The sequence below is a fragment of the Streptomyces sp. SLBN-118 genome (genome assembly GCF_006715635.1).
In the GTDB taxonomy this organism is placed as follows: Bacteria; Actinomycetota; Actinomycetes; order Streptomycetales; family Streptomycetaceae; genus Streptomyces.
Window position 1 is genome coordinate 1,770,753 of the sequence record NZ_VFNP01000002.1, and the last position, 20,543, is coordinate 1,791,295.

The window sequence follows — 20,543 nt, forward strand, 5'->3', positions numbered from 1 at the left end:
CTCCGAAAACGACAAGGCCGCCAGGACGTTCTCGTCCCGGCGGCCTTGTCGCGCGCTGTCCCCGCGGTCAGCTCTTCTTTGCCGACTCCGAGTCGGCGGAAGCCACGTCGCCGTCCGCGTCCGCCTCAGGCTTCTCGTCACCGTCCGCAGGATCGCCGTCCCCGGCCTCATCCACGGGAGCCTCGTCGCTCGGGGCGTCACCGGCGGCAGCGGGTGCCGCCTTCGCGGACCTGTCCGGCTCGACGACCTCCTCGCGCCCCGGCCGCACCCTCGCCGAGATCACGATGTACGTCACCGCCAGCACGAAGACGACGATCGCGGTCCACACATTGAGGCGCAGTCCCAGAACGTGGTGCGCCTCGTCGACGCGCATGTACTCGATCCAGGCCCGGCCCACGCAGTACGACGCGACATACAGCGCGAATGCCCGGCCGTGCCCCAGCTTGAAGCGGCGGTCGGCCCAGATGACCAGCAGCGCGACGCCGATGCACCACAGCGACTCGTACAGGAACGTCGGGTGGTACAGGCCCGCCTCGCGGTTCGTACCCTCAGTGATCTTGAGGGCCCAGGGCAGGTCGGTCTTCTTGCCGTACAGCTCCTGGTTGAACCAGTTGCCCCAGCGTCCGATCGCCTGCGCGAAGGCGACGGCGGGCGCGAGGGCGTCCGCCCAGGCCGGCAGCGGGATCCCGCGGCGGCGGCAGCCGATCCAGGCACCGATGGCGCCCAGGGCGATCGCCCCCCAGATGCCGAGGCCTCCCTGCCAGATCTTGAAGGCGTCGACCCAGTTCTCACCGTCGCTGAAGTACAGCTGGTAGTCGGTGATCACGTGGTAGAGCCGGCCGCCGACGAGACCGAAGGGCACCGCCCAGACGGCGATGTCGGCCACGGTGCCGGCTTTGCCGCCCCGGGCGATCCAGCGCCTGTTGCCGTACCAGACGGCGACGAAGACGCCGATGATGATGCAGAACGCGTAGCCGCGCAGCGGGAGCGGTCCGAGATGGATCACTCCGGTCGACGGGCTGGGAATGTAGGCAAGTTCCATGGCAGGACCGACGCTACCCTGCCGGGTGGGACGTACGGCAACCCACCCGGCAACGTCTGGATAACGGGCACTGCCCCGGCCGCGCGAGACCGTGGAGCACGCGAGCGCTCAGGAGGCGGGGGCGCTCGGGGTGGGTGTGGCCCGCTGGGTGCCCGGCTTCTTGCCCTTGTTCGCCTCGGCGACCCACTTCTTCAGGTTGGCCGGGGAGATCTGCTCGCCGTCCTTGTTCGGGAAGACCGTCTCCCCGTTGAGCAGCACGGTCGGCGTGCCGCGGAAGCCGCTCTTGGTGAATGCGGTGGCCGACTTCTGCACCCATGTGTCGTGCGTGCCGTCCTCCACGCAGGAGCGGAAGGCGGGGGTGTCGAGGCCGTCCGCCTTTCCCGCGAGCTCGATCAGCTTGCCGTTGTCGCCGAAGCCGTCCTCCGTCTCGGGCGGCTGGTTCTGGTAGAGGACGTCGTGGTACGGGGCGAACTTGTCGACGTCCTGCGCGCAGGCCGCCGCGTTCCCGGCGCGCAGCGAACCGCTGCCGCCCACGTTCCCGTCGATGATGGTGGCGAGGTGGTACTGGACCTTGAGCTGGCCTGTTGCCTCGAGGTCGTGGATCGTGTCCCGGAAGGCGTTCTCGAACTGGGCGCAGATCGGGCAGCGGAAGTCCTCCCAGACCGTGAGCGTCGAGGGGGCGTCGTTCGCGCCCACCGGGATGGCGAGCTGGTCCTTGCCCTGCACGCCCGCGGGCGCCTGGAGCGGACCGGCGTCGGAACCGCCGTCCTTCTTTCCCGCATTGGCCGCGATCACCCCGATCACGGCGGCGAGGCCGAGGACGCCCACCACCGCCGCCGAGACGATCAGCAGCCGTCGCCGCTTCTCACGCGCCTTCTCCTGCTCGCGTTCCTGCTGGATCCGCTCTCGCGCGGTCCGCTTCCGTTCCTGGTTCTTCTCGCTCACATTCCACAAACGAACCGGGGAGGCCGTGCACGCCTCCCCGGTCCCAGATCCACTCGTACGAGCTACGCGCCCCTGCGCACGCCCTTGGCGAGCTCTGCCGCCAGTTCCCGCACCGCGACCAGGCCCTCGGCCTCGTCGGGTGCGTCGAGGAGCCGCTTGACGAAAGCGGACCCGACGATGACGCCGTCGGCGAAGGAAGCGACTTCCGCGGCCTGCTCGGGGTTCGAGACGCCGAGGCCCACGCATACCGGCAGCTCCGTGGTGGCGCGGGTGCGCCGCACCAGGTCCTTAGCCTGTGCGCCCACGGACTCGCGGGTGCCGGTGACGCCCATCAGCGAGGCCGCGTACACAAAGCCGGAACCGGCCGCCGTGATCTTCGCGAGCCGGGCGTCCTTACTGCTGGGCGCGACGACGAAGACCGTGGCGAGGCCGTGCTTCTCGGCGTGCTCCCGCCATGTGCCTGCCTCCTCGACCGGCAGGTCCGGCAGGATGCAGCCCGCGCCGCCCGCCTCGGCGAGCTCGGTGGTGAAGCGCTCGATGCCGTACCGGTCGATCGGATTCCAGTACGTCATGACGAGGACGGGCTTGCCGCTGGCCTCGTGCGCCTCGCGGACCGTACGCATCACGTCGGCGATCTTGACGCCGCCGCGCAGCGCGATGTCGTCGGCGGTCTGGATGACGGGGCCGTCGAGGACGGGGTCGCTGTGCGGCAGCCCGACCTCGACAACGTCCGCGCCGCCGTCGAGGGCCGCCTTGACCGCCGCGATCCCGCCGTCGACCGTCGGGAAGCCGGCCGGGAGGTACGCGATGAGCGCGGCCCGGTTCTCGTTCCTGGCCTGTTCCAGGGTGTCGCTCAACAGCCGGACCTTGCCGCCGTTGAATGCAGCGCCGCTCACTTCGTGTCCCCCTCGCCGTCGTACAGCCCGAAGTAACGGGCGGCGGTGTCCATGTCCTTGTCGCCACGGCCGGACAGATTGACCAGGATCAGCCCGTTGCTGCCCAGCTCCTTGCCGAGTTCCAGCGCACCGGCCAGCGCGTGCGCCGACTCGATCGCCGGGATGATGCCCTCGGTACGCGACAGCAGCGAAAGCGACTGCATCGCCTCGTCGTCGGTCACCGCGCGGTACTCCGCGCGCCCGCTGTCCTTGAGGTAGGAGTGCTCCGGGCCGATGCCCGGGTAGTCGAGTCCGGCCGAGATCGAGTACGGCTCGGTGATCTGGCCCTCCTCGTCCTGCAGGACGTATGACCGCGAGCCGTGCAGGATGCCCGGCTCGCCCGCCGTCAGGGTGGCCGCGTGCTCCCCCGACTCGACGCCGTGGCCTGCGGGCTCGCAGCCGACGAGACGGACATCCGCGTCGGGGATGAAGGCGTGGAACAGGCCGATCGCGTTCGATCCGCCGCCGACGCAGGCGACGGCCGCGTCCGGCAGCCGACCCGCGCGCTCAAGGATCTGGCGCCGGGCCTCCACACCGATGACGCGGTGGAAGTCACGGACCATCGCGGGGAAGGGATGCGGGCCCGCGACCGTGCCGAAGAGGTAGTGCGTACGGTCCACATTGGCGACCCAGTCGCGGAACGCCTCGTTGATGGCGTCCTTCAGGGTCCTGCTGCCCGAGGTCACGGGGATGACCTCGGCGCCGAGCATCCGCATCCTGGCCACGTTGAGGGCCTGGCGGCGGGTGTCGATCTCGCCCATGTAGATCGTGCACTCGAGGCCGAAGAGGGCGCAGGCGGTCGCGGTGGCGACGCCGTGCTGGCCCGCGCCGGTCTCGGCGATGACGCGGGTCTTGCCCATCCGCTTGGTGAGCAGGGCCTGGCCGAGCACGTTATTGATCTTGTGCGAGCCGGTGTGGTTGAGGTCCTCCCGCTTGAGGAAGACCCGGGCTCCGCCGGCGTGCTCTGCGAACCGGGGCACCTCGGTCAGCGCGCTGGGACGGCCCGTGTAGTTGACCATCAGGTCGTTGAGTTCCGCGGCGAAGGCGGGGTCGGACTTGGCCTTGTCGTACTCGACGGCCACCTCGTCGACGGCGGCGACGAGGGCCTCGGGGATGAACTTGCCGCCGAAGGCGCCGAAGTAGCCCTCGGGGCTGGGGACGTGACCCTCCGGGTCCGGGATGAAGAAGTCGCTGGACATGGCGACGTGCTCCTTGTCAGGGCTGATGCCCCAAGTCTGGTGTGCAGGGACGCGGTGTGCGCGCGCGAGATTTCGGCCCGTCCGGCGTTCGTGGACATGCGGCCGGAGCCCGCATCCGGGGTCCGGGGGCGAAGCCCCGATTCGAGAAGGGGAAGGCGGGAAACCGCCTAGCGCGCGCAGCCCCCGCGCCATCGCATGCCGTTGACCTGGCCCGGCTCGGAACCGATCACGTACCGCACCCGACGGCCGTGGACCCGGCGGGCGGGTGCGCGGCAGCCGCGCGGCTTGCAGCCGCGGGCGAGCGGCGCGTGCGGGTCACGGGCGGGCAGTCCGGCGCGCACGCCGGCCAGCCCCGGGCGGCGGCCCGGGGTGGTGGTCGGTCGGCAGGCGCGGCGGACGGTCATCTCGGGTCAGCTCCGCCCGTGCCGCAGGGCGGGGTGGGCCCCGGCGGCGACCAGGTCGGCGACGGCCGACTTGGGGTCACGGCCGGTGACAAGGGACTCACCCACGAGAACGGCGTCGGCGCCGGCGTTGGCGTAGGCGATCAGGTCGTGCGGACCGCGCACACCGGACTCGGCGATCTTGACGATGCGCGCCGGGATCTCGGGGGCGACCCGCTCGAAGGTGGTGCGGTCGACCTGGAGCGTCTTCAGATCGCGGGCGTTGACACCGATGATCTTTGCTCCGGCCTCGACCGCGCGCTCCACCTCGTCCTCGTCGTGGACCTCGACCAGCGGGGTGAGCCCGATGGACTCGGCCCGCTCGATGAGCGAGACCAGGGCTTCCTGCTCCAGCGCGGCGACGATCAGCAGCACGAGGTCGGCGCCGTACGCCCTGGCCTCCCACAACTGGTACGCGGTGACGATGAAGTCCTTGCGCAGCAAGGGGATGTCGACCTTGGCCCGGACGGCTTCGAGGTCGGCGAGGGATCCTCCGAAGCGGCGCTGCTCGGTCAGTACGGAGATGATGGCCGCGCCGCCCGCCTCGTAGTCGGCGGCGAGTCCGGCCGGGTCGGCGATCGCGGCGAGCGCGCCCTTGGACGGGCTGGACCGCTTGACCTCGCAGATCACATGGACGCCCTCGCCGCGGAGTGCGGCGACGCCGTCCTTGGCCGCGGGAGCCTTGGCGGCGCGCTCCTTGAGCTCGTCGAGGCTGACGCGCGCCTGCCGCTCTGCGAGGTCCGCGCGCACGCCTTCGATGATCTCGTCGAGCACACTCACGCGAGCGGCCCCCTTCCGGGACGGTGATGGTTCAGGATCAGCCAAGTCGATGGTATCCGCAGCACGGCTCCGGGCTCACATCCGGTTGGCCTCTGTCCCACTACCTGGGACTTCGGTGAGCGCTCAGGGCGCAAGCACAGAGCCGAATGGAAGGTTCCGGACCACGCTGAAGATCAGCAGAACACCGCCGAGCGTCCACCACCAGACACCTGCGACGGCGATCCGCATGGGCTCGCCTCGTACGGCGCGTACCAGCCACGTCACCCACACCACGGCGAAGATTCCGTAGCCCGCGACGGCCATCGCGTTGGAGCCGAGCGCGCCGGTCAGATCGCCGTGGATGAAGGCGTGCGCGCTGCGCAGCCCGCCGCAGCCGGGGCAGTAGACACCGGTGATGCGCAGCAGTGGGCAGACCGGGTAGTGGCCCGGCTCGCCTGGATCGACCGTGCCGACGTACGCGAAGGCCGCGGCGACCCCGGCCAGGGTGGCCAGGGGCGTCACCAGGCGCCGCGTGAGCGGAGCCGGGGCGGGTGCGGGCCCGGCGGAAAAAGGCGAGGAAGGCATGGTGTCCACCCCGTGATTCTGCCCGTTCGTACGGGAAGGCGCAGCCCGGCCGTGCCGGGCTGCGCCTTCCTCGCTCAGCTGTGGTGTGCCCGTCTCAGGCGGAGGTCTGCGCGGCGGCAGGCTGCGCGGTGGCCGTGGCCTGCTGCGTCCCGGGCGCCACCTGCGCCCCGGTCTCCTTCGGCATGCCCAGACCCGCGGCCTTCATGGCGCCGCCGACGATGCCGCCGAGGAGAACGACGGCAATTCCGCCCCAGAAGCCGAGCGGATTGGCCGCCACCATGAAGACGCCTGCGATGCAGAAGCCGATGAACGAGATGGTGACACCGGTCCAGGCGGCCGGGGTGTGTCCGTGGCTGCTGCCCGCCATGAGTTTGCTCCTCGTCGATGATGCTCTGGGGTGACCTGTTGCGCTGCGGTGAGCCGTTGGGCTCGGTTCTCATTGTCCCGTACGCCACGGCATGCGATGACGTGGGGTGGCTCACGCCTCGCGTGTCGGGTCCTCGCCACGGTCCAGGGCCTTCCACAGGTCCTCGGGACGGTCCGGGTCCACGACCGCGGCCTTGCGGGGCCGGGGGGTGCCGTCGCGCTCGTAGCGGCCCGACATGGCCGGCCACTGCTTGCCGTACCGCAGGGCGAGCAGGCCCGCGAGCAGGATCAGCAGGCTGCCGGCCACGGCCACATAGGGCCAGGCGGTGTGGGTGAGGGCGTCGACCGTGGCAGCCGTGTCGCCGGTCGTCTTCGCCGCCTTCTCGTCGAGGGCCGCGCTGTCGGACGCCCCGAGGAAGGCGGCGAGCGCCGCGCCCGCGCCGCTGAGGGCGAGCAGGGCGGCGACCAGCAGCCGGCCGGCGCGACGGACGGCGAAGACCGCCACGAGGGCGGCCAGGCCGACGATGGCGAGGGCCGTCGGGACGCCGGTGACATCGCTGCCTTCGGCGTGGAGCGGCAGGGTGCCGCCGCCGACGGCGGCCCGGCCCTCGGCCCAGGTCCGGCCGGACGAGAGCAGCACGACGGTGGCGCCGACGGCGCCGAGGAGCAGGGCCACGGCGAGGCTGCGCCGGCTGCTGTCTGCGGCGGATGCGGCTGCGGCGCGGGGCTGGGGTACGGGTACAGCAGTCACATACCCCACTATCCCTTACCGCCCGTTCACCGAGTGAGGCGGTTCGCCGTATGGACGGCGCGGAGCACCGCCGCCGCCTTGTTGCGGCACTCGGTGTCCTCCCCCACCGGATCCGAGTCGGCCACGACACCGGCTCCGGCCTGCACGAATGCGGTGCCGTCGCGCAGCAGCGCGGTGCGGATGGCGATCGCGGTGTCGGAGTCGCCCGCGAAGTCGAGATAGCCGACGCAGCCGCCGTACAGTCCGCGGCGCGAGGGCTCCAGCTCGTCGATGATCTGCATCGCGCGGGGCTTGGGGGCACCGGAGAGCGTGCCCGCGGGGAAGCAGGCGGTCAGCACGTCGAAGGCGGTACGGCCCTCGGCGACACGGCCCGTCACGGTCGAGACGATGTGCATGACGTGGGAGTACCGCTCGATCGTCATGAAGTCGACGACTTCGACGCTGCCGGGCTCGCAGACCCGGCCCAGGTCGTTGCGGCCGAGGTCGACGAGCATCAGGTGCTCGGCGCGCTCCTTGGGGTCGGCCATCAGCTCGTCGGCGAGTGCCTGGTCCTCCTGCGGGGTCGCGCCGCGCGGCCGGGTCCCGGCGATCGGGTGGACCATGGCGTGCCCGTCCTCGACCTTGACCAGGGCCTCGGGGCTGGAGCCGACGACGTCGAAGCCGTCGAAGCGGAACAGGTACATGTACGGGCTGGGGTTGGTGGCCCGCAGGACCCGGTAGACGTCCAGCGCGCCGGCGCTGCACGGGGTTTCGAAGCGCTGGGAGGGCACGACCTGGAAGGCCTCGCCTGCCCGGATGCGCTCCTTGATGTCCTCGACGGCGTCCTGGTAGTCCTTGCCGCCCCAGGGCACGGTGAACACGGGCAGTTCGGAGGGCGGCAGCGCGGCGGGCGCGGAGGCGAGCGGCCGGGCGAGGTCTGCCTCCATGGCGTCGAGGCGGGCGACGGCGTCCGTGTATGCCTCGTCGACGCCGGTGTCGAGGTCGTTGTGGTTGATCGCGTTGGCGATCAGCAGGACGGTGCCGTCCCAGTGATCGAGTACGGCCAGGTCCGAGGTGAGCAGCATGGTCAGCTCGGGGAGCTTCAGGTCGTCGCGCTCGCCGGGGCCGATCTTCTCCAGCCTGCGGACGATGTCGTATCCGAGATAGCCGACCATGCCGCCGGTGAAGGGCGGCATGCCGGAGGCGAGGTCGCGTGGGGTGTGCAGCGTCTCGACGGTGGTGCGCAGGGCCTGGAGCGGGTCGCCGTCGACGGGGACGCCGACCGGCGGGGTGCCGAGCCAGTGGGTCGAGCCGTCCCGTTCGGTGAGCGTCGCGGCGGAGCGTACGCCGATGAAGGAGTAGCGCGACCAGGAGCGGCCGTTCTCGGCGGATTCGAGGAGGAAGGTGCCGGGCCGCTCGGCGGCGAGCTTGCGGTAGAGCCCGACCGGGGTGTCGCCGTCCGCGAGAAGACGACGGCTGACGGGGATCACACGGCGGTCGGCGGCCAGCTTGCGGAAGGTCTCGAGATCCATGGCGCCCGACCCTACTTGTCCAGGAGGACGTCGGCGTCGAAGCAGGTACGGGCCCCGGTGTGGCAGGCGGCGCCGACCTGGTCGACCTTGACGAGGATCGTGTCGGCGTCGCAGTCGAGGGCTACGGACTTGACGTGCTGGACATGGCCGGAGGTGTCGCCCTTGACCCAGTACTCCTGGCGGCTGCGGGACCAGTAGGTGCAGCGGCCGGTGGTGAGGGTGCGATGCAGCGCCTCGTCGTCCATCCAGCCGAGCATCAGCACCTCACCGGTGTCGTACTGCTGGGCGATGGCCGGAACCAGGCTGTCGGCGGTGCGCTTGAGGCGGGCGGCGACGGCGGGATCGAGGGAGCTTGCGGGAACACTGCTGGTCATACGCCCATTGTGCCGTGCCGCGCGGGTACGACGGGCGGTGCGTCCACTGGGCGGACCCACCGCCACGGTCGTAGGCTGGCGGACATGTCGACACATGCGAAGCGTGAACGACTTCTGCTCGCCGACCTGTTGGAATCGGCGGGCCCCGAGGCCCCGACCCTGTGCGAGGGCTGGACGACCAGGGATCTTGCCGCCCATGTGGTGGTGCGTGAGCGGCGTGCGGACGCCGCGGGTGGGATCCTGATCGGCGCGCTCAAGCCCCGCCTCGAACGGGTGCAGGCGGAGTTCGCCGCGAAGCCGTACGAGGAGCTGATCCAGCTCATCCGTACGGGACCGCCACGGATGTCCCCGTACGGCATCAAGCAGCTGGACGAGGCGGCGAACACGGTCGAGTTCTTCGTCCACACCGAGGATGTGCGGCGGGCGCAGGAGGACTGGACGCCGCGCACGCTTGACCAGGTGTTCGAGAACGCCCTGTGGTCCCGGCTGGAGAAGGCGGCCCGGCTGCTGGGCCGCAGGTCGCCGGTCGGCCTGGTGCTGCGCCGTGCGGACGGACAGACGGCCGTCGCCCAGCGGGGCACCCCGGTCGTGACGGCGACCGGGGAACCCAGCGAGCTGACGCTGTTCGCGTTCGGGCGGCAGGACGTGGCGCGGGTGGAGCTGGAGGGCGACAAGGACGCGATCGCGCGGCTGCACGAGGTCCCGCCGTTCGGGATGTAGGCGGGGCTCAGCGCACCGGGTGACCGGCCTCGCGCAGGGTGTCCTTGACCTGGGAGATACGCAGGTCGCCGAAGTGGAAGACCGAGGCCGCGAGGACCGCGTCCGCGCCCGCCGCGATGGCCGGGGGGAAGTCCGCCAGCTTGCCCGCGCCACCGCTCGCGATGACAGGGACCGTGACCTGCCGGCGCACCGCCGCGATCAACTCCGTGTCGTAGCCGTCCTTGGTGCCGTCGGCGTCCATCGAGTTGAGCAGGATCTCGCCCGCGCCCAACTCGGCGGCACGGTGCGCCCATTCGACGGCGTCGATGCCGGTGCCCTTGCGGCCGCCGTGCGTGGTGACCTCGAAGCTGCCCCCGGGCGTGCGCCGCGCGTCCACCGACAGCACCAGAACCTGGCGGCCGAAACGCTCGGCGATCTCGCGGATCAGCTCGGGGCGGGCGATCGCCGCGGTGTTCACACCCACTTTGTCGGCACCCGCGCGCAGCAGCTTGTCCACGTCGTCCGCGCTGCGCACTCCGCCGCCCACGGTCAGCGGGATGAAGACCTGCTCGGCGGTGCGGCGCACCACGTCGTACGTCGTCTCACGGTTGCCGGAGGACGCGGTGATGTCGAGGAAGGTCAGTTCGTCGGCGCCCTCGGCGTCGTACAGCCTGGCCATCTCGACGGGGTCGCCCGCGTCGCGCAGATTCTGGAAGTTGACGCCCTTGACGACCCGGCCGTTGTCCACGTCCAGGCAGGGAATGACTCGGACCGCGAGTGTCATGCGGCACCTCCTCGGTACGCCTCGACCTCGACCTCGACGACCATCCGGGGGTCGACGAAGCCCGAGACGATGAGCATCGACGCCGCGGGACGGACGGAGCCGAACAGCTCCCTGTGGGCGCGGCCGACCTCCTCCACGTCCCTGGCGTGGGTGATGTACATCCGTGTGCGCACCACGTGGTCGCGGTCGAGACCGAGGTCCTGCAGCGCGCCCACGGCCACACCGAAAGCGGTGATCGCCTGGTCGTAGGGAGAGCCGTCGAGGACCACGCCGTCGACCACCGAGGTGCAGCCCGACACCAGGACAAGGCCGTCCGGCAGTTCCACGGCCCGGGAGTAGCCGAAGGCCTCCTCCCACGGGCCGTCGGATGCGACACGGCGTACGGCGCCGGTCATTCGGCCACCGCCGCGAGGGCTTCTTCGAGGGTGAACGCCTTGGCGTACAGCGCCTTTCCGACGATCGCGCCCTCGACGCCCTCGTGAACGAGAGCGGCGATCGCGCGCAGGTCGTCGAGCGAGGAGACACCGCCGGATGCCACGACCGGCTTGTCGGTGACCGCGCAGACATTGCGCAGCAGCTCCAGGTTGGGGCCCTGGAGGGTGCCGTCCTTGGCGATGTCGGTGACGACGTAGCGGGCGCAGCCCTCGGAGTCGAGCCGGGCGAGCGTCTCGTACAGATCTCCGCCGTCACGGGTCCAGCCGCGGCCGCGCAGCGTCGTGCCGCGCACGTCCAGTCCGACCGCGATCTTGTCGCCGTGCTCGGCGATGACCTTGGCGACCCACTCGGGGGTCTCCAGCGCGGCCGTGCCCAGGTTGACCCGGGTGCAGCCGGTGGCCAGCGCGGCCGCGAGCGAGGCGTCGTCACGGATGCCGCCGGACAGTTCGACCTTGATGTCCATCGCCCCGGCGACCTCGGCGATCAGCGAGCGGTTGTCGCCGGTGCCGAAGGCGGCGTCCAGGTCGACGAGATGCAGCCACTCGGCGCCCGCGCGCTGCCAGGCGAGGGCGGCTTCGAGGGGAGAACCGTAGGAGGTCTCAGAACCGGACTCGCCATGGACGAGACGGACGGCCTGGCCGTCGCGGACGTCGACTGCGGGAAGGAGTTCAAGCTTCGGCATTACAGCGTCTCGATCCAGTTGGTCAGCAGCTGGGCGCCGGCGTCGCCGGACTTCTCGGGGTGGAACTGCGTCGCCCACAGCGCGTTGTTCTCCACGGCGGCGACAAAGCGCTCGCCGTGGGTCGCCCAGGTGACCTGGGGCGCGCGGATGGCGGGGTTGGTGACTTCCAGCTCCCATTCGTGCACGGCATAGGAGTGCACGAAGTAGAAGCGGGCGCCGGGGTCGACTCCGGCGAAGAGCCGGCTGTCGGCGGGCGCCTCGACGGTGTTCCAGCCCATGTGGGGGACGATCGGGGCCTTGAGCGGGCCGACCGTGCCGGGCCACTCGTCCAGGCCCTCTGTCTCGACTCCGTGCTCGATTCCGCGGGCGAAGAGGATCTGCATACCGACGCAGATGCCCATGACCGGACGGCCGCCGGCGAGCCTGCGGCCGACGATCCACTCGCCGCGGGCCTTCGACAGGCCCTCCATGCAGGCGGAGAAGGCACCGACGCCGGGCACGAGGAGCCCGTCGGCGTTCATGGCGGCATCGAAGTCGCGGGTGATCTCGACGTCCGCGCCCACGCGGGCCAGTGCCCGCTCGGCGGAGCGGACATTGCCGAACCCGTAGTCGAAGACGACGACCTTCTTGCTCGCGGTCATTCCCAGATCCCCTGAATCCGCAGGACACCGGCGACGAGACACATCACCGAGCCGATGCCGAGGAGCACGATCAGGCCCATGGGCATCTTCTGCTTGGAGAAGGAGTACACACCGCCGGCGAGGAAGAGCCCTACGACGATGAGGATGGTGGAGAGGCCGGTCATGGGGTTAGAGCGCGCCCTTCGTGGAGGGGAGGATGCCGGCGGCGCGCGGGTCGCGCTCACTGGCGTATCGCAGAGCGCGGGCCAGCGCCTTGAACTGGCACTCCACGATGTGGTGCGCGTTGCGTCCGTACGGGACGTGGACGTGCAGGGCGATCTGCGCCTGCGCCACGAAGGACTCCAGGATGTGCCGCGTCATCGTCGTGTCGTAGGAGCCGATCATGGGCGCCATGTTCTCGGGCTCGGTGTGCACCAGGTACGGGCGGCCCGAGAGGTCCACGGTGACCTGGGCGAGGGACTCGTCCAGCGGCACCGTGCAGTTGCCGAATCGATAAATCCCCACCTTGTCGCCGAGGGCCTGCTTGAAGGCGGCGCCCAGCGCGAGGGCGGTGTCCTCGATGGTGTGGTGCGAGTCGATGTGCAGATCGCCCTCGGTCTTGACGGTGAGGTCGAACAGGCCGTGGCGGCCGAGCTGGTCGAGCATGTGGTCGTAGAAACCGACCCCGGTCGACACATCGACCTTGCCGTGGCCGTCGAGGTCGATCTCGACGACGACGGACGTCTCCTTGGTGGTGCGTTCGACACGGCCAACCCGGCTCATGCGTCGTACTCCTTCTTCAGCTCACGAACCGCGTCGAGGAACGCGTCGTTCTCGTCAGGGGTGCCGGCGGTGACGCGCAGCCACCCGGGCACCGAGTTGTCACGGACCAGGACACCTCGGTCGAGGATCTTCTGCCAGGCGGTGTGCGCGTCGTCGAAGCGGCCGAACTGGACGAAGTTGGCATCCGATTCGGTGACCTCCCAGCCGATCGCCCGCAGCTCGCCGACCAGCCGGTCCCGCTCGGTCTTCAGCTGCTCGACGTACCCGAGCAGCGTATCGGTGTGCTCCAGCGCGGCGAGCGCGGTGGCCTGGGTGACGGCGGACAGGTGGTACGGCAGGCGCACCAGCTGGACGGCGTCGACGACGGCGGGGTGAGCGGCCAGATAGCCCAGGCGAAGGCCTGCCGCGCCGAAGGCCTTGGACATGGTGCGCGAGACGACGAGATTCGGCCTGCCCTCGATCAGCGGGAGCAGCGAGGGGCGGTGGCTGAATTCGACGTACGCCTCGTCGATGACCACGAGCGAGGGCTTGGCCGCCTGTGCGGCCTCGTACAGCGCGAGGACGGTCTCGGCCTCGACAGCCGTACCGGTGGGGTTGTTGGGCGAGGTGATGAAGACGACGTCCGGCCGCCTCTCGGCGATCGCCTTCCCGGCGGCCGCGAGGTCGATCGTGAAGTCGTCGTTGCGCGGTCCCGAGATCCAGCCGGTGCCGGTGCCGCGCGAGATCAGCCCGTGCATGGAGTACGAGGGCTCGAAGCCGATCGCGGTACGGCCGGGGCCGCCAAAGGTCTGGAGCAGTTGCTGGATGACCTCGTTGGAGCCGTTGGCCGCCCAGACGTTCTCGACGCCGACCCGGTGCTTTCCGGTCCGGGTCAGATACGCGGCCAGCTCGGTGCGCAGCTCCACCGCGTCCCGGTCGGGGTAGCGGTTGAGCCCGCGGGCGGCCTCGGTGACGCGCTCGGCTATGCGCCGGACCAGCGGCTCGGGCAGCGGATAGGGGTTCTCGTTGGTGTTCAGCTGTACGGGTACGTCCAACTGGGGCGCGCCGTAAGGGGACTTGCCGCGCAGTTCGTCCCTGATGGGCAGGTCGTCGATGCCGGTCATGCCTTCGGCACCTTCCACTCGAAGCGCGCCTTCATGGCCGCCCCGTGCGCCGGCAGGTCCTCGGCCTCGGCGAGCGTCACGACGTGGTGGGTGACCTCGGCGAGGGCGTCTCGCGTGTAGTCCACGATGTGGATACCGCGCAGGAAGGACTGCACGGACAGGCCGGAGGAGTGACAGGCGCAGCCGCCGGTGGGCAGTACGTGGTTCGAGCCCGCGCAGTAGTCGCCGAGCGAGACCGGCGCCCAGGGGCCGACGAAGATCGCGCCGGCGTTGCGGACCCTCGCCGCGACCGCGGCGGCGTCGGCGGTCTGGATCTCCAGGTGCTCGGCGCCGTACGCGTTGACGACCCGCAGGCCCTCCTCGACCCCGTCGACCAGGACGATCGCGGACTGCCTGCCGCTCAGTGCGGGGACGATCCGGTCCTCGATGTGCTTGGTTGCCGCGATCTGCGGCTCCAGCTCCTTCTCGACCGCGTCCGCGAGCTCGGTGGAGTCGGTGACCAGCACGGCGGCGGCCATCGGGTCGTGCTCGGCCTGGCTGATCATGTCGGCGGCGACATGCACCGGGTCGGCACTCTCGTCGGCGAGGATCGCGATCTCGGTCGGCCCGGCCTCGGCGTCAATGCCGATACGTCCGGTGAAGTACCGCTTTGCGGCGGCGACCCAGATATTGCCGGGGCCGGTCACCATGTTCGCGGGGGCGCACTCCTCGGTGCCGTACGCGAACATCGCGACGGCCTGGGCGCCGCCCGCGGCGTACACCTCGTCCACGCCGAGCAGCGCACAGGCGGCGAGGATCGTCGGGTGCGGCAGACCGCCGAACTCCTTCTGCGGCGGGGAGGCCAGTGCGATGGACCCGACGCCGGCCTCCTGTGCCGGTACGGCGTTCATGATCACGGAGGAGGGGTAGACGGAGCGGCCGCCCGGCGCGTACAGACCCACGCGCTCGACCGGGACCCACTTCTCGGTGACCGTGCCGCCGGGGACCACTTGGGTGGTGTGCGCGTCACGGCGCTGCGCGCGGTGCACGATCCTGGCCCGCCTGATCGACTCCTCCAGGGCGGCCCTGACCTCGGGATCCAACTGCTCCAGGGCCTCGTCCAGCGCGGCCGCGGGCACCCGCACCCGCTCCAGCTTCACGCCGTCGAACTTCTCCGCGTAGTCGATCAGCGCCGACGTACCCCGATGATGCACGGCCTCGCAGATGGGCCGCACCTTCTCCAGGGCGGCTTCCACGTCGAACTCGGCACGGGGCAGCAGGTCACGCAGAGCGGCACCCTCGGGGAGCGCATCTGCGCGCAGATCGATTCGTGAGATCACGGAACCAATTCTCTCAGACGGTAATCGGCAGGTGGTCGCCCGTATCACTGGCTGATATGGCCCACCTGCCTGCCGCCGTCCACCCCTGAACGAGGCATTTCACGCCACCCCTGTGGTTTCCGGTGTTGTTCATGACCACTAGCGTTCAGTCCGTCACTCAGCGGGAAGAACAGCTGTACGAACCAAGCAAGCGAAGGAGCGGCATTGACCGAGCCGCTGGACGACGGGCCCCCGGACGGACTGAGCCGGACCGAAGTGACCATGTGGAACGCCTTCAGAAACGGGAGTACGCACGACCTGAGTGATCCCAACCCCCTGCTGAACGATCCCTTCTCGCCACGCCCCTGGGGCCCCGAACGCAGCGTCCGCGCGTCCATCGTCGCCCGGCTGCTGCTCAGCGGTCCGCCCGCGCTGCCCGGCCGGGTCGCAGCGCTCAAGCTCCGCGGGGTCCAGATCACCGGCACGCTCAAGCTCGCGGGTGGCAGCATCGCGCCCTATGTCGAGCTGAACGGCTGCCGCTTCGACAGCGAAGTACTGATGCCCGAGGCGCACTTCGCCACCGTCCGCATGGTCGGATGCGCGATACCCCGGATCGAGGCGGCCCGGCTGCGCACCGAAGGTGATCTGCATCTTCCGCGCTGCCGGGTCGAGCACGGCATACGGCTGACCGACGCACAGATCGGCACCGATCTGCTGATCAACCAGATCCATGTCCGGCCGGACCGCAGGGGCCGGGCGATCACCGCCGACGGAATGTCGGTCGCGCAGGACTTACAGGCCGAACTGATCGAGACATACGGCGAGCTCAGTCTGCGCGGTGCGAAGGTCGGGGTCTCGCTGAGTCTGCGCGGCAGCCGGCTGCGCGCGGCCGGGGAGCGCCGCGCGCTCAACGCCCCGCAGCTGAGTGTGGAGCGCACCCTCTATCTGACGGGCGCTTGGGTGAGCGAGTCCACGGGCAACCCGGGCGCCACTCCCCCCTTCGGCATCGGCAACGCCGGAACACCGGTGCGCGGCACCCGGCTGCAGCCCTTCCAGTGCCACGGCGGGGTACGGCTCGACGACGGGCGTTTCGGCGACGCGGTCGACCTGAACCGGGCCCGCTTCGTACTGAACGCCCGCGAGGAGCTGTCGCTGCGCCGGATCGCCACCCCTGAGCTGCGCTTCAACGCGGAGCGCCCGGAGGACGGGCGCGTCGTGCTGAACGGCGCGAAGGTCGTCACGCTGATCGACCTGGCAGCGAGCTGGCCGGGCCCCGGCGGCCTCGCGATGGGCGGATTCGTCTACGAGAACCTCGTCCCGTACGAGGAGTTCCCGCTCAGCCGCCGTCTGGAGTGGGTGGCTTCGGCGACCCCGGAGTACTCGCCGGAGCCGTACGAACGCCTCGCGACCGTGCTGCGCAACAGCGGCGAGGACGCGGACGCACGCGAGGTGCTGCTCGCCAAACAGCGCCGCCGCCGCGAGACGCTGCCGCTGGCCGCGAAGCTCTGGGGCTATCTCCAGGACTGGACCGTGGCCTACGGCTACCGCCCCGGCCGGGCGGCCCTGTGGATGGCGGTGCTGTGGGCTGCGGGAGCGGTGGCCTTCGCGCAGGTGGATCCGGCGCCGTTGAAGGCTGACGAGCATCCGCAGTGGAACGCGGCGCTCTATGCTCTGGATCTGCTGGTGCCGGTGATCGATCTCGGCCAGGAAAGCTATTGGAGGCTTGACGGCGCCTGGCAATGGGCATCGACGGCGCTGATCCTGCTCGGCTGGATTCTGGCGACGACGGTCGCGGCCGGCGCGTCCCGCCTTCTGCGTCGCGGCTGAGACACTTTCTTTACGCTCTCTTGACGTTCGCCAGGACAACCATTCGGCCGCTACGAACTCTTCACAGCTGGGCTCTGGCGCGCCTCCTGACCTGCGGTTTTCAATGGTCCGCACCATGTCATTGCTCCGTGCCCTGATTCGCACCGCGCGCATGATCCGTCATACGCCGCAGCTCGCCGACGGCCTGGCGCCCGAGGAGACGGTGCTGCTCGACGCGCCCGACGAGCGGCTCGGTCCGGCACTCGTCGCGGCGGCACTCGGAGAGTACGAACCGGCCGCCAAGCTGCTGGCGACCACACGTGAATCAGCCGAATGGGAGAACCGCGACCGGTACGTGATGCGGCTCGCGGCCTTCGCGTACAACCGCGAGGAGTGGCTCACGGCATGGCTCTCCGCGGCGCCGCGCGACCCCGACGCGGTCGTCGTCAAGGCCGAGTTGGCGGTCCGAAGGGCCTGGGAGTCACCCGCCGGCATCGAACGGCTGCGTGAGGTGGGGCCCCTGATCGACGCGGCGGCCGAGGGCGATCCGAACGACCCCGTGCCGTGGCGTATCTCGCTGGACCACGCGCGCGGCACCCATGCCACGCACACGGCCTTCGAGTCGCTGTGGGAGCAGGCGATCCGCCGTTCCTCGCACCACTACGGCTGTCACGTAGCCGCCCTCAAGTACCTGTCCGCCCAGTGGTACGGCTCGCACCGCGAGTGCTTCGACTTCGCCGAACAGGCGGCGGCCGACGCACTGCCGGGCTCGCTGGTGCAGGCGCTGCCGGTACGGGCGGCGTTCGCCCAGCTGCTGGGCGGGGACACCACCTCCGTACAGGACGACCGCATCGACGCGGCGGCGGATCTGGCGATCACGCTCTCGGCGGACTACCCGGCCGGGGATCCCTGGCCGGCCGAGGTGCGCAATCTGCTGGCATACGTGCTGGTGGGGCGGGGCCGGTGGGCTCAGGCGCTGGAGCAGTTCCGGCTGATCGGGCCCCATGCGACCTCCTTCCCCTGGACCTTGGTGACCGATGATCCGCTGGGCCAGTTCCTCTCGACGCGGGACGGCGTACGGATCCAGGTCGCCTCAATGACCCCCTTGCGCCCGACGGCCGGACGAAGCAGGTCTCTGGGCCATTAGTCTTGTGCGTTGTGACCACCGCACGTCTCCCCCTCTTCCCGCTGAACTCGGTTCTGTTCCCGGGCCTCGTCCTGCCCTTGAACGTGTTCGAGGAGCGTTATCGCGCCATGATGCGCGAGCTGTTGAAGACGGACGAGTCCGAACCGCGCCGCTTCGCCGTGGTCGCCATCCGCGACGGGCGCGAGGTCGCACCGACCGCGCCCGGCATGCCGGACCCGACCGCGCTGCCCCAGCGCGGTCCCGCGGCGGGCTTCGGCGACGATCCGATCCAGGCCTTCCACCAGTTCGGCTGCATCGCCGACGCGGCGACGATCCGCGAGCGCGACGACGGCAGCTTCGAGGTACTGGCCACAGGGACAACCCGGGTCAAAATCCTCTCGGTCGACGCGAGCGGCCCGTATCTGACGGCCGAACTGGAGGAAATCCCGGAGGAGTCCGGGGACGGCGCGGGAGCCCTCGCCGAGGGTGTGCTGCGCGCCTTCCGCAGCTACCAGAAGCGGCTGGCGGGCGCGCGTGAGCGCTCGCTGTCCACGGGGGCGGACCTGCCGGACGAGCCCTCGGTGGTGTCGTATCTGGTGGCCGCAGCGGCCGTACTGGACACCCCGGCGAAGCAGCGCCTCCTGCAAGCGCCCGACACGGCGACCCGGTTGCGGGAGGAACTGACGCTGCTGCGCTCGGAGACCGCGGTGATCCGCCATCTGCCGTCGCTGCCCGCGGTCGATTTGACGCGGGCGCCGACGAGCCCCAACTGACAGGAGCCTCCTGAGTGGCGAAGAAGCCCAAGAAGTCGGCCACGTCCGGGGGTACCCCCGCCACGGTCGCCCTGACCGAAGCGGGCACGGCCTTCACGGTGCACGCGTACGACCACGATCCCGCGTCGGCGTCGTACGGCGACGAGGCGGCCGAAGCCCTCGGCGTCTCCCCCGACCGGGTCTTCAAGACCCTGGTCGCGGACGTCGACGGCGAACTGACGGTCGCAATCGTGCCGGTGGCGGGCCAGCTGGACCTCAAGGCGCTCGCGGCGGCGGTCGGCGCGAAAAGGGCGACCATGGCGGATCCGGCGGCGGCGGAACGCACGACCGGCTATGTCCGCGGCGGCATCTCCCCCTTGGGACAGCGCAAACGCCTGCGCACGGTCCTCGACGCGTCGGCGTCGGCCCACGCCACGATCTGCGTCTCGGCGGGGCGCCGGGGCCTGGAGGTCGAACTGTCGCCGTCGGACCTGGCGTCGCTGACGAGGGCGGTGCTGGCACCGATCGGCCGGGCGTAAGGTCCGCCTGCGGCGGGCTTTCCCCACCCCGCCCGTTTCCAGGGTCCGCGGTGACCCGGGCCAGGGGGCGTTGGTGGTGCTGCCCGGTGGGTGGTCTCGCGGGCGAACCCGGACCACCTGCGCCCCTTGCGACGCCGCAGGGCTGAAGGTCGGCCCTCCGGCGATTGAGGACACGCCGCGAAGCGCGTACGGGGTGGACGGAGCCCCGGTTCGCGCCGCGAAGCGGGCGCAGGGGTCTGGGGCGAAGCCCCCACGCGGCGGAGCCGCACATTGGCACAGCGGGATGGGGGCCTCCCACGGCCGCCAGGCCGTAGGGGGAGGGCGGGGTGGGGAAAGCCGCGCCGCAGGCGTCAGCCCGCGCCGCCCCGCCCCGGCCCGTACTCGACCGGCGGCCATTCCGGCTCCGGGTCCCGCGGCCCGAACAGCGCCGTCAGCGCCAGGTGAAGCACCATCGCCGCCACCGGCCACGCCAGCAACGCCCCCCGCGCCTTCAGCTCCAGTGGCGCGTCGAAGGTCACGCCCTCCCCCACCGCCCGCGCATGCGCGACCACGTCGTCCGTCGGGCCGAACCACTCGCCGATCCCCCACGCCAGCAGCGAGCCGAGCAGCCCGCCCAGGGCCAGCGCCACCACCAGTGCGATGCCTCCGCGCCTGCGGAAGAAGAAGACCGCGGCCGCGCTGACCGCGCCGAAGCCGAGGGCCAGCAGCGCGAACGTGCCGTCCGCGCCCACCGCCTCCTCGCCCTCCGTGTCCTTGAGGAACACCGCCTTGTCGCTGGAGATCAGCGGCACCCGCGGCGCCAGCCACAGCCACAGCAGTCCAAGGGCCACGCCCAGGGCCGTCAGGGCGACCACGACGACGATTCCGTCCCGCGCCTCTCTTTTCAGGTCCGCGGCGTCCTGCGTCTCGGGCTCGTGGAAGCCGGGCCCGGCAGGCGGCTTCTCCCACGGGTCGTTATGAGGCGAGGGCTGGTGCGGTGGAGTCAGAGGTGCGGTCACACCGCCATCGT

General features: G+C 70.7%; 25 protein-coding genes. 5 read left to right on the plus strand and 20 right to left on the minus strand.

What is annotated here, in order from left to right; all coding sequences use genetic code 11:
- Positions 1 to 67: 67 nt before the first annotated feature.
- The 11 genes from lgt to hisI form a co-directional block, all read right to left on the minus strand.
- Positions 68 to 1,042, minus strand: coding sequence for a prolipoprotein diacylglyceryl transferase (lgt, locus tag FBY35_RS26715; protein WP_142216520.1), 975 nt, complete (start codon positions 1,040 to 1,042; stop codon positions 68 to 70).
- A gap of 108 nt (positions 1,043 to 1,150) precedes the next feature.
- Positions 1,151 to 1,987 (minus strand): thioredoxin domain-containing protein, encoded by an 837-nt coding sequence (locus tag FBY35_RS26720; protein ID WP_142216521.1) that lies wholly within the window; start codon positions 1,985 to 1,987, stop codon positions 1,151 to 1,153.
- A 62-nt stretch (positions 1,988 to 2,049) separates the two neighbouring features.
- Positions 2,050 to 2,883 carry a tryptophan synthase subunit alpha gene (trpA, locus tag FBY35_RS26725; protein WP_142216522.1) on the minus strand — a complete coding sequence of 278 codons (834 nt, stop codon included), beginning with the start codon at positions 2,881 to 2,883 and terminating at the stop codon, positions 2,050 to 2,052.
- A complete protein-coding gene (gene trpB, locus FBY35_RS26730) occupies positions 2,880 to 4,121 on the minus strand; it encodes a tryptophan synthase subunit beta (protein ID WP_142216523.1) in 1,242 nt (413 codons plus the stop codon). The genes trpA and trpB overlap by 4 nt, the downstream gene beginning before the upstream one ends.
- Before the next feature lie 167 nt (positions 4,122 to 4,288).
- Positions 4,289 to 4,525 (minus strand): tryptophan biosynthesis modulator TrpM, encoded by a 237-nt coding sequence (gene trpM / locus FBY35_RS26735; protein WP_260848826.1) that lies wholly within the window; start codon positions 4,523 to 4,525, stop codon positions 4,289 to 4,291.
- Positions 4,526 to 4,531: 6 nt separating this feature from the next.
- Positions 4,532 to 5,341, minus strand: a complete 810-nt coding sequence (trpC, locus tag FBY35_RS26740) for an indole-3-glycerol phosphate synthase TrpC (RefSeq protein ID WP_142216524.1) — start codon at positions 5,339 to 5,341, stop codon at positions 4,532 to 4,534.
- A gap of 123 nt (positions 5,342 to 5,464) precedes the next feature.
- The gene (locus tag FBY35_RS26745) at positions 5,465 to 5,905 is read right to left on the minus strand and encodes a DUF2752 domain-containing protein (protein ID WP_142218184.1); all 441 of its coding nucleotides are present in this window, start codon (positions 5,903 to 5,905) and stop codon (positions 5,465 to 5,467) included.
- 94 nt (positions 5,906 to 5,999) lie between these two features.
- Positions 6,000 to 6,272 carry an HGxxPAAW family protein gene (locus FBY35_RS26750; RefSeq protein WP_142216525.1) on the minus strand — a complete coding sequence of 91 codons (273 nt, stop codon included), beginning with the start codon at positions 6,270 to 6,272 and terminating at the stop codon, positions 6,000 to 6,002.
- 111 nt (positions 6,273 to 6,383) lie between these two features.
- Entirely contained in the window at positions 6,384 to 7,031 is a 648-nt protein-coding gene (locus FBY35_RS26755) for a TIGR02234 family membrane protein (RefSeq protein ID WP_142216526.1), read from the minus strand.
- Positions 7,032 to 7,048: 17 nt separating this feature from the next.
- Positions 7,049 to 8,533: an anthranilate synthase component I gene (locus FBY35_RS26760; RefSeq protein WP_142216527.1), complete on the minus strand. Its 1,485-nt coding sequence runs from the start codon at positions 8,531 to 8,533 to the stop codon at positions 7,049 to 7,051.
- 11 nt (positions 8,534 to 8,544) lie between these two features.
- Positions 8,545 to 8,907, minus strand: coding sequence for a phosphoribosyl-AMP cyclohydrolase (hisI, locus tag FBY35_RS26765; protein WP_142216528.1), 363 nt, complete (start codon positions 8,905 to 8,907; stop codon positions 8,545 to 8,547).
- An 84-nt stretch (positions 8,908 to 8,991) separates the two neighbouring features.
- On the opposite strand from hisI, the gene FBY35_RS26770 reads away from it, so the two are divergent.
- A complete protein-coding gene (locus FBY35_RS26770) occupies positions 8,992 to 9,627 on the plus strand; it encodes a TIGR03085 family metal-binding protein (protein ID WP_142216529.1) in 636 nt (211 codons plus the stop codon).
- A 7-nt stretch (positions 9,628 to 9,634) separates the two neighbouring features.
- Here the strand turns inward: FBY35_RS26770 and hisF are convergent, their stop codons facing one another.
- The 8 genes from hisF to hisD are packed head-to-tail and all read right to left on the minus strand — an operon-like array spanning position 9,635 to position 15,332.
- Positions 9,635 to 10,390, minus strand: a complete 756-nt coding sequence (gene hisF / locus FBY35_RS26775) for an imidazole glycerol phosphate synthase subunit HisF (RefSeq protein WP_142216530.1) — start codon at positions 10,388 to 10,390, stop codon at positions 9,635 to 9,637.
- The gene (locus tag FBY35_RS26780; RefSeq protein ID WP_142216531.1) at positions 10,387 to 10,785 is read right to left on the minus strand and encodes a RidA family protein; all 399 of its coding nucleotides are present in this window, start codon (positions 10,783 to 10,785) and stop codon (positions 10,387 to 10,389) included. Before FBY35_RS26780 ends, hisF begins: the two co-directional genes overlap by 4 nt.
- Entirely contained in the window at positions 10,782 to 11,507 is a 726-nt protein-coding gene (gene priA, locus FBY35_RS26785) for a bifunctional 1-(5-phosphoribosyl)-5-((5-phosphoribosylamino)methylideneamino)imidazole-4-carboxamide isomerase/phosphoribosylanthranilate isomerase PriA (RefSeq protein ID WP_142216532.1), read from the minus strand. Before priA ends, FBY35_RS26780 begins: the two co-directional genes overlap by 4 nt.
- Positions 11,507 to 12,148, minus strand: a complete 642-nt coding sequence (gene hisH, locus FBY35_RS26790; RefSeq protein ID WP_142216533.1) for an imidazole glycerol phosphate synthase subunit HisH — start codon at positions 12,146 to 12,148, stop codon at positions 11,507 to 11,509. Before hisH ends, priA begins: the two co-directional genes overlap by 1 nt.
- Positions 12,145 to 12,312, minus strand: a complete 168-nt coding sequence (locus FBY35_RS36510; RefSeq protein ID WP_175258652.1) for a hypothetical protein — start codon at positions 12,310 to 12,312, stop codon at positions 12,145 to 12,147. Before FBY35_RS36510 ends, hisH begins: the two co-directional genes overlap by 4 nt.
- Positions 12,313 to 12,316: 4 nt before the next feature.
- The gene (gene hisB, locus FBY35_RS26795; protein WP_142216534.1) at positions 12,317 to 12,910 is read right to left on the minus strand and encodes an imidazoleglycerol-phosphate dehydratase HisB; all 594 of its coding nucleotides are present in this window, start codon (positions 12,908 to 12,910) and stop codon (positions 12,317 to 12,319) included.
- Entirely contained in the window at positions 12,907 to 14,013 is a 1,107-nt protein-coding gene (locus FBY35_RS26800) for a histidinol-phosphate transaminase (RefSeq protein ID WP_142216535.1), read from the minus strand. The genes hisB and FBY35_RS26800 overlap by 4 nt, the downstream gene beginning before the upstream one ends.
- Positions 14,010 to 15,332, minus strand: coding sequence for a histidinol dehydrogenase (hisD, locus tag FBY35_RS26805; RefSeq protein ID WP_142216536.1), 1,323 nt, complete (start codon positions 15,330 to 15,332; stop codon positions 14,010 to 14,012). Before hisD ends, FBY35_RS26800 begins: the two co-directional genes overlap by 4 nt.
- A gap of 204 nt (positions 15,333 to 15,536) precedes the next feature.
- On the opposite strand from hisD, the gene FBY35_RS26810 reads away from it, so the two are divergent.
- From FBY35_RS26810 to ybaK, 4 genes are all read left to right on the plus strand, one after another.
- Entirely contained in the window at positions 15,537 to 17,138 is a 1,602-nt protein-coding gene (locus FBY35_RS26810; RefSeq protein WP_142216537.1) for an oxidoreductase, read from the plus strand.
- Positions 17,139 to 17,241: 103 nt separating this feature from the next.
- Entirely contained in the window at positions 17,242 to 18,264 is a 1,023-nt protein-coding gene (locus FBY35_RS26815; RefSeq protein ID WP_142216538.1) for a hypothetical protein, read from the plus strand.
- Between the two features lie 11 nt (positions 18,265 to 18,275).
- Positions 18,276 to 19,016 (plus strand): LON peptidase substrate-binding domain-containing protein, encoded by a 741-nt coding sequence (locus FBY35_RS26820; RefSeq protein WP_142216539.1) that lies wholly within the window; start codon positions 18,276 to 18,278, stop codon positions 19,014 to 19,016.
- A 14-nt stretch (positions 19,017 to 19,030) separates the two neighbouring features.
- Complete coding sequence (gene ybaK / locus FBY35_RS26825) at positions 19,031 to 19,534, plus strand: Cys-tRNA(Pro) deacylase (RefSeq protein ID WP_142216540.1); 504 nt, start codon at positions 19,031 to 19,033, stop codon at positions 19,532 to 19,534.
- A 350-nt stretch (positions 19,535 to 19,884) separates the two neighbouring features.
- Here ybaK and FBY35_RS26830 read toward each other — a convergent pair whose 3' ends face one another.
- Complete coding sequence (locus tag FBY35_RS26830) at positions 19,885 to 20,532, minus strand: ABC transporter permease (RefSeq protein ID WP_260848827.1); 648 nt, start codon at positions 20,530 to 20,532, stop codon at positions 19,885 to 19,887.
- Between the last annotated feature and the right edge of the window lie 11 nt (positions 20,533 to 20,543).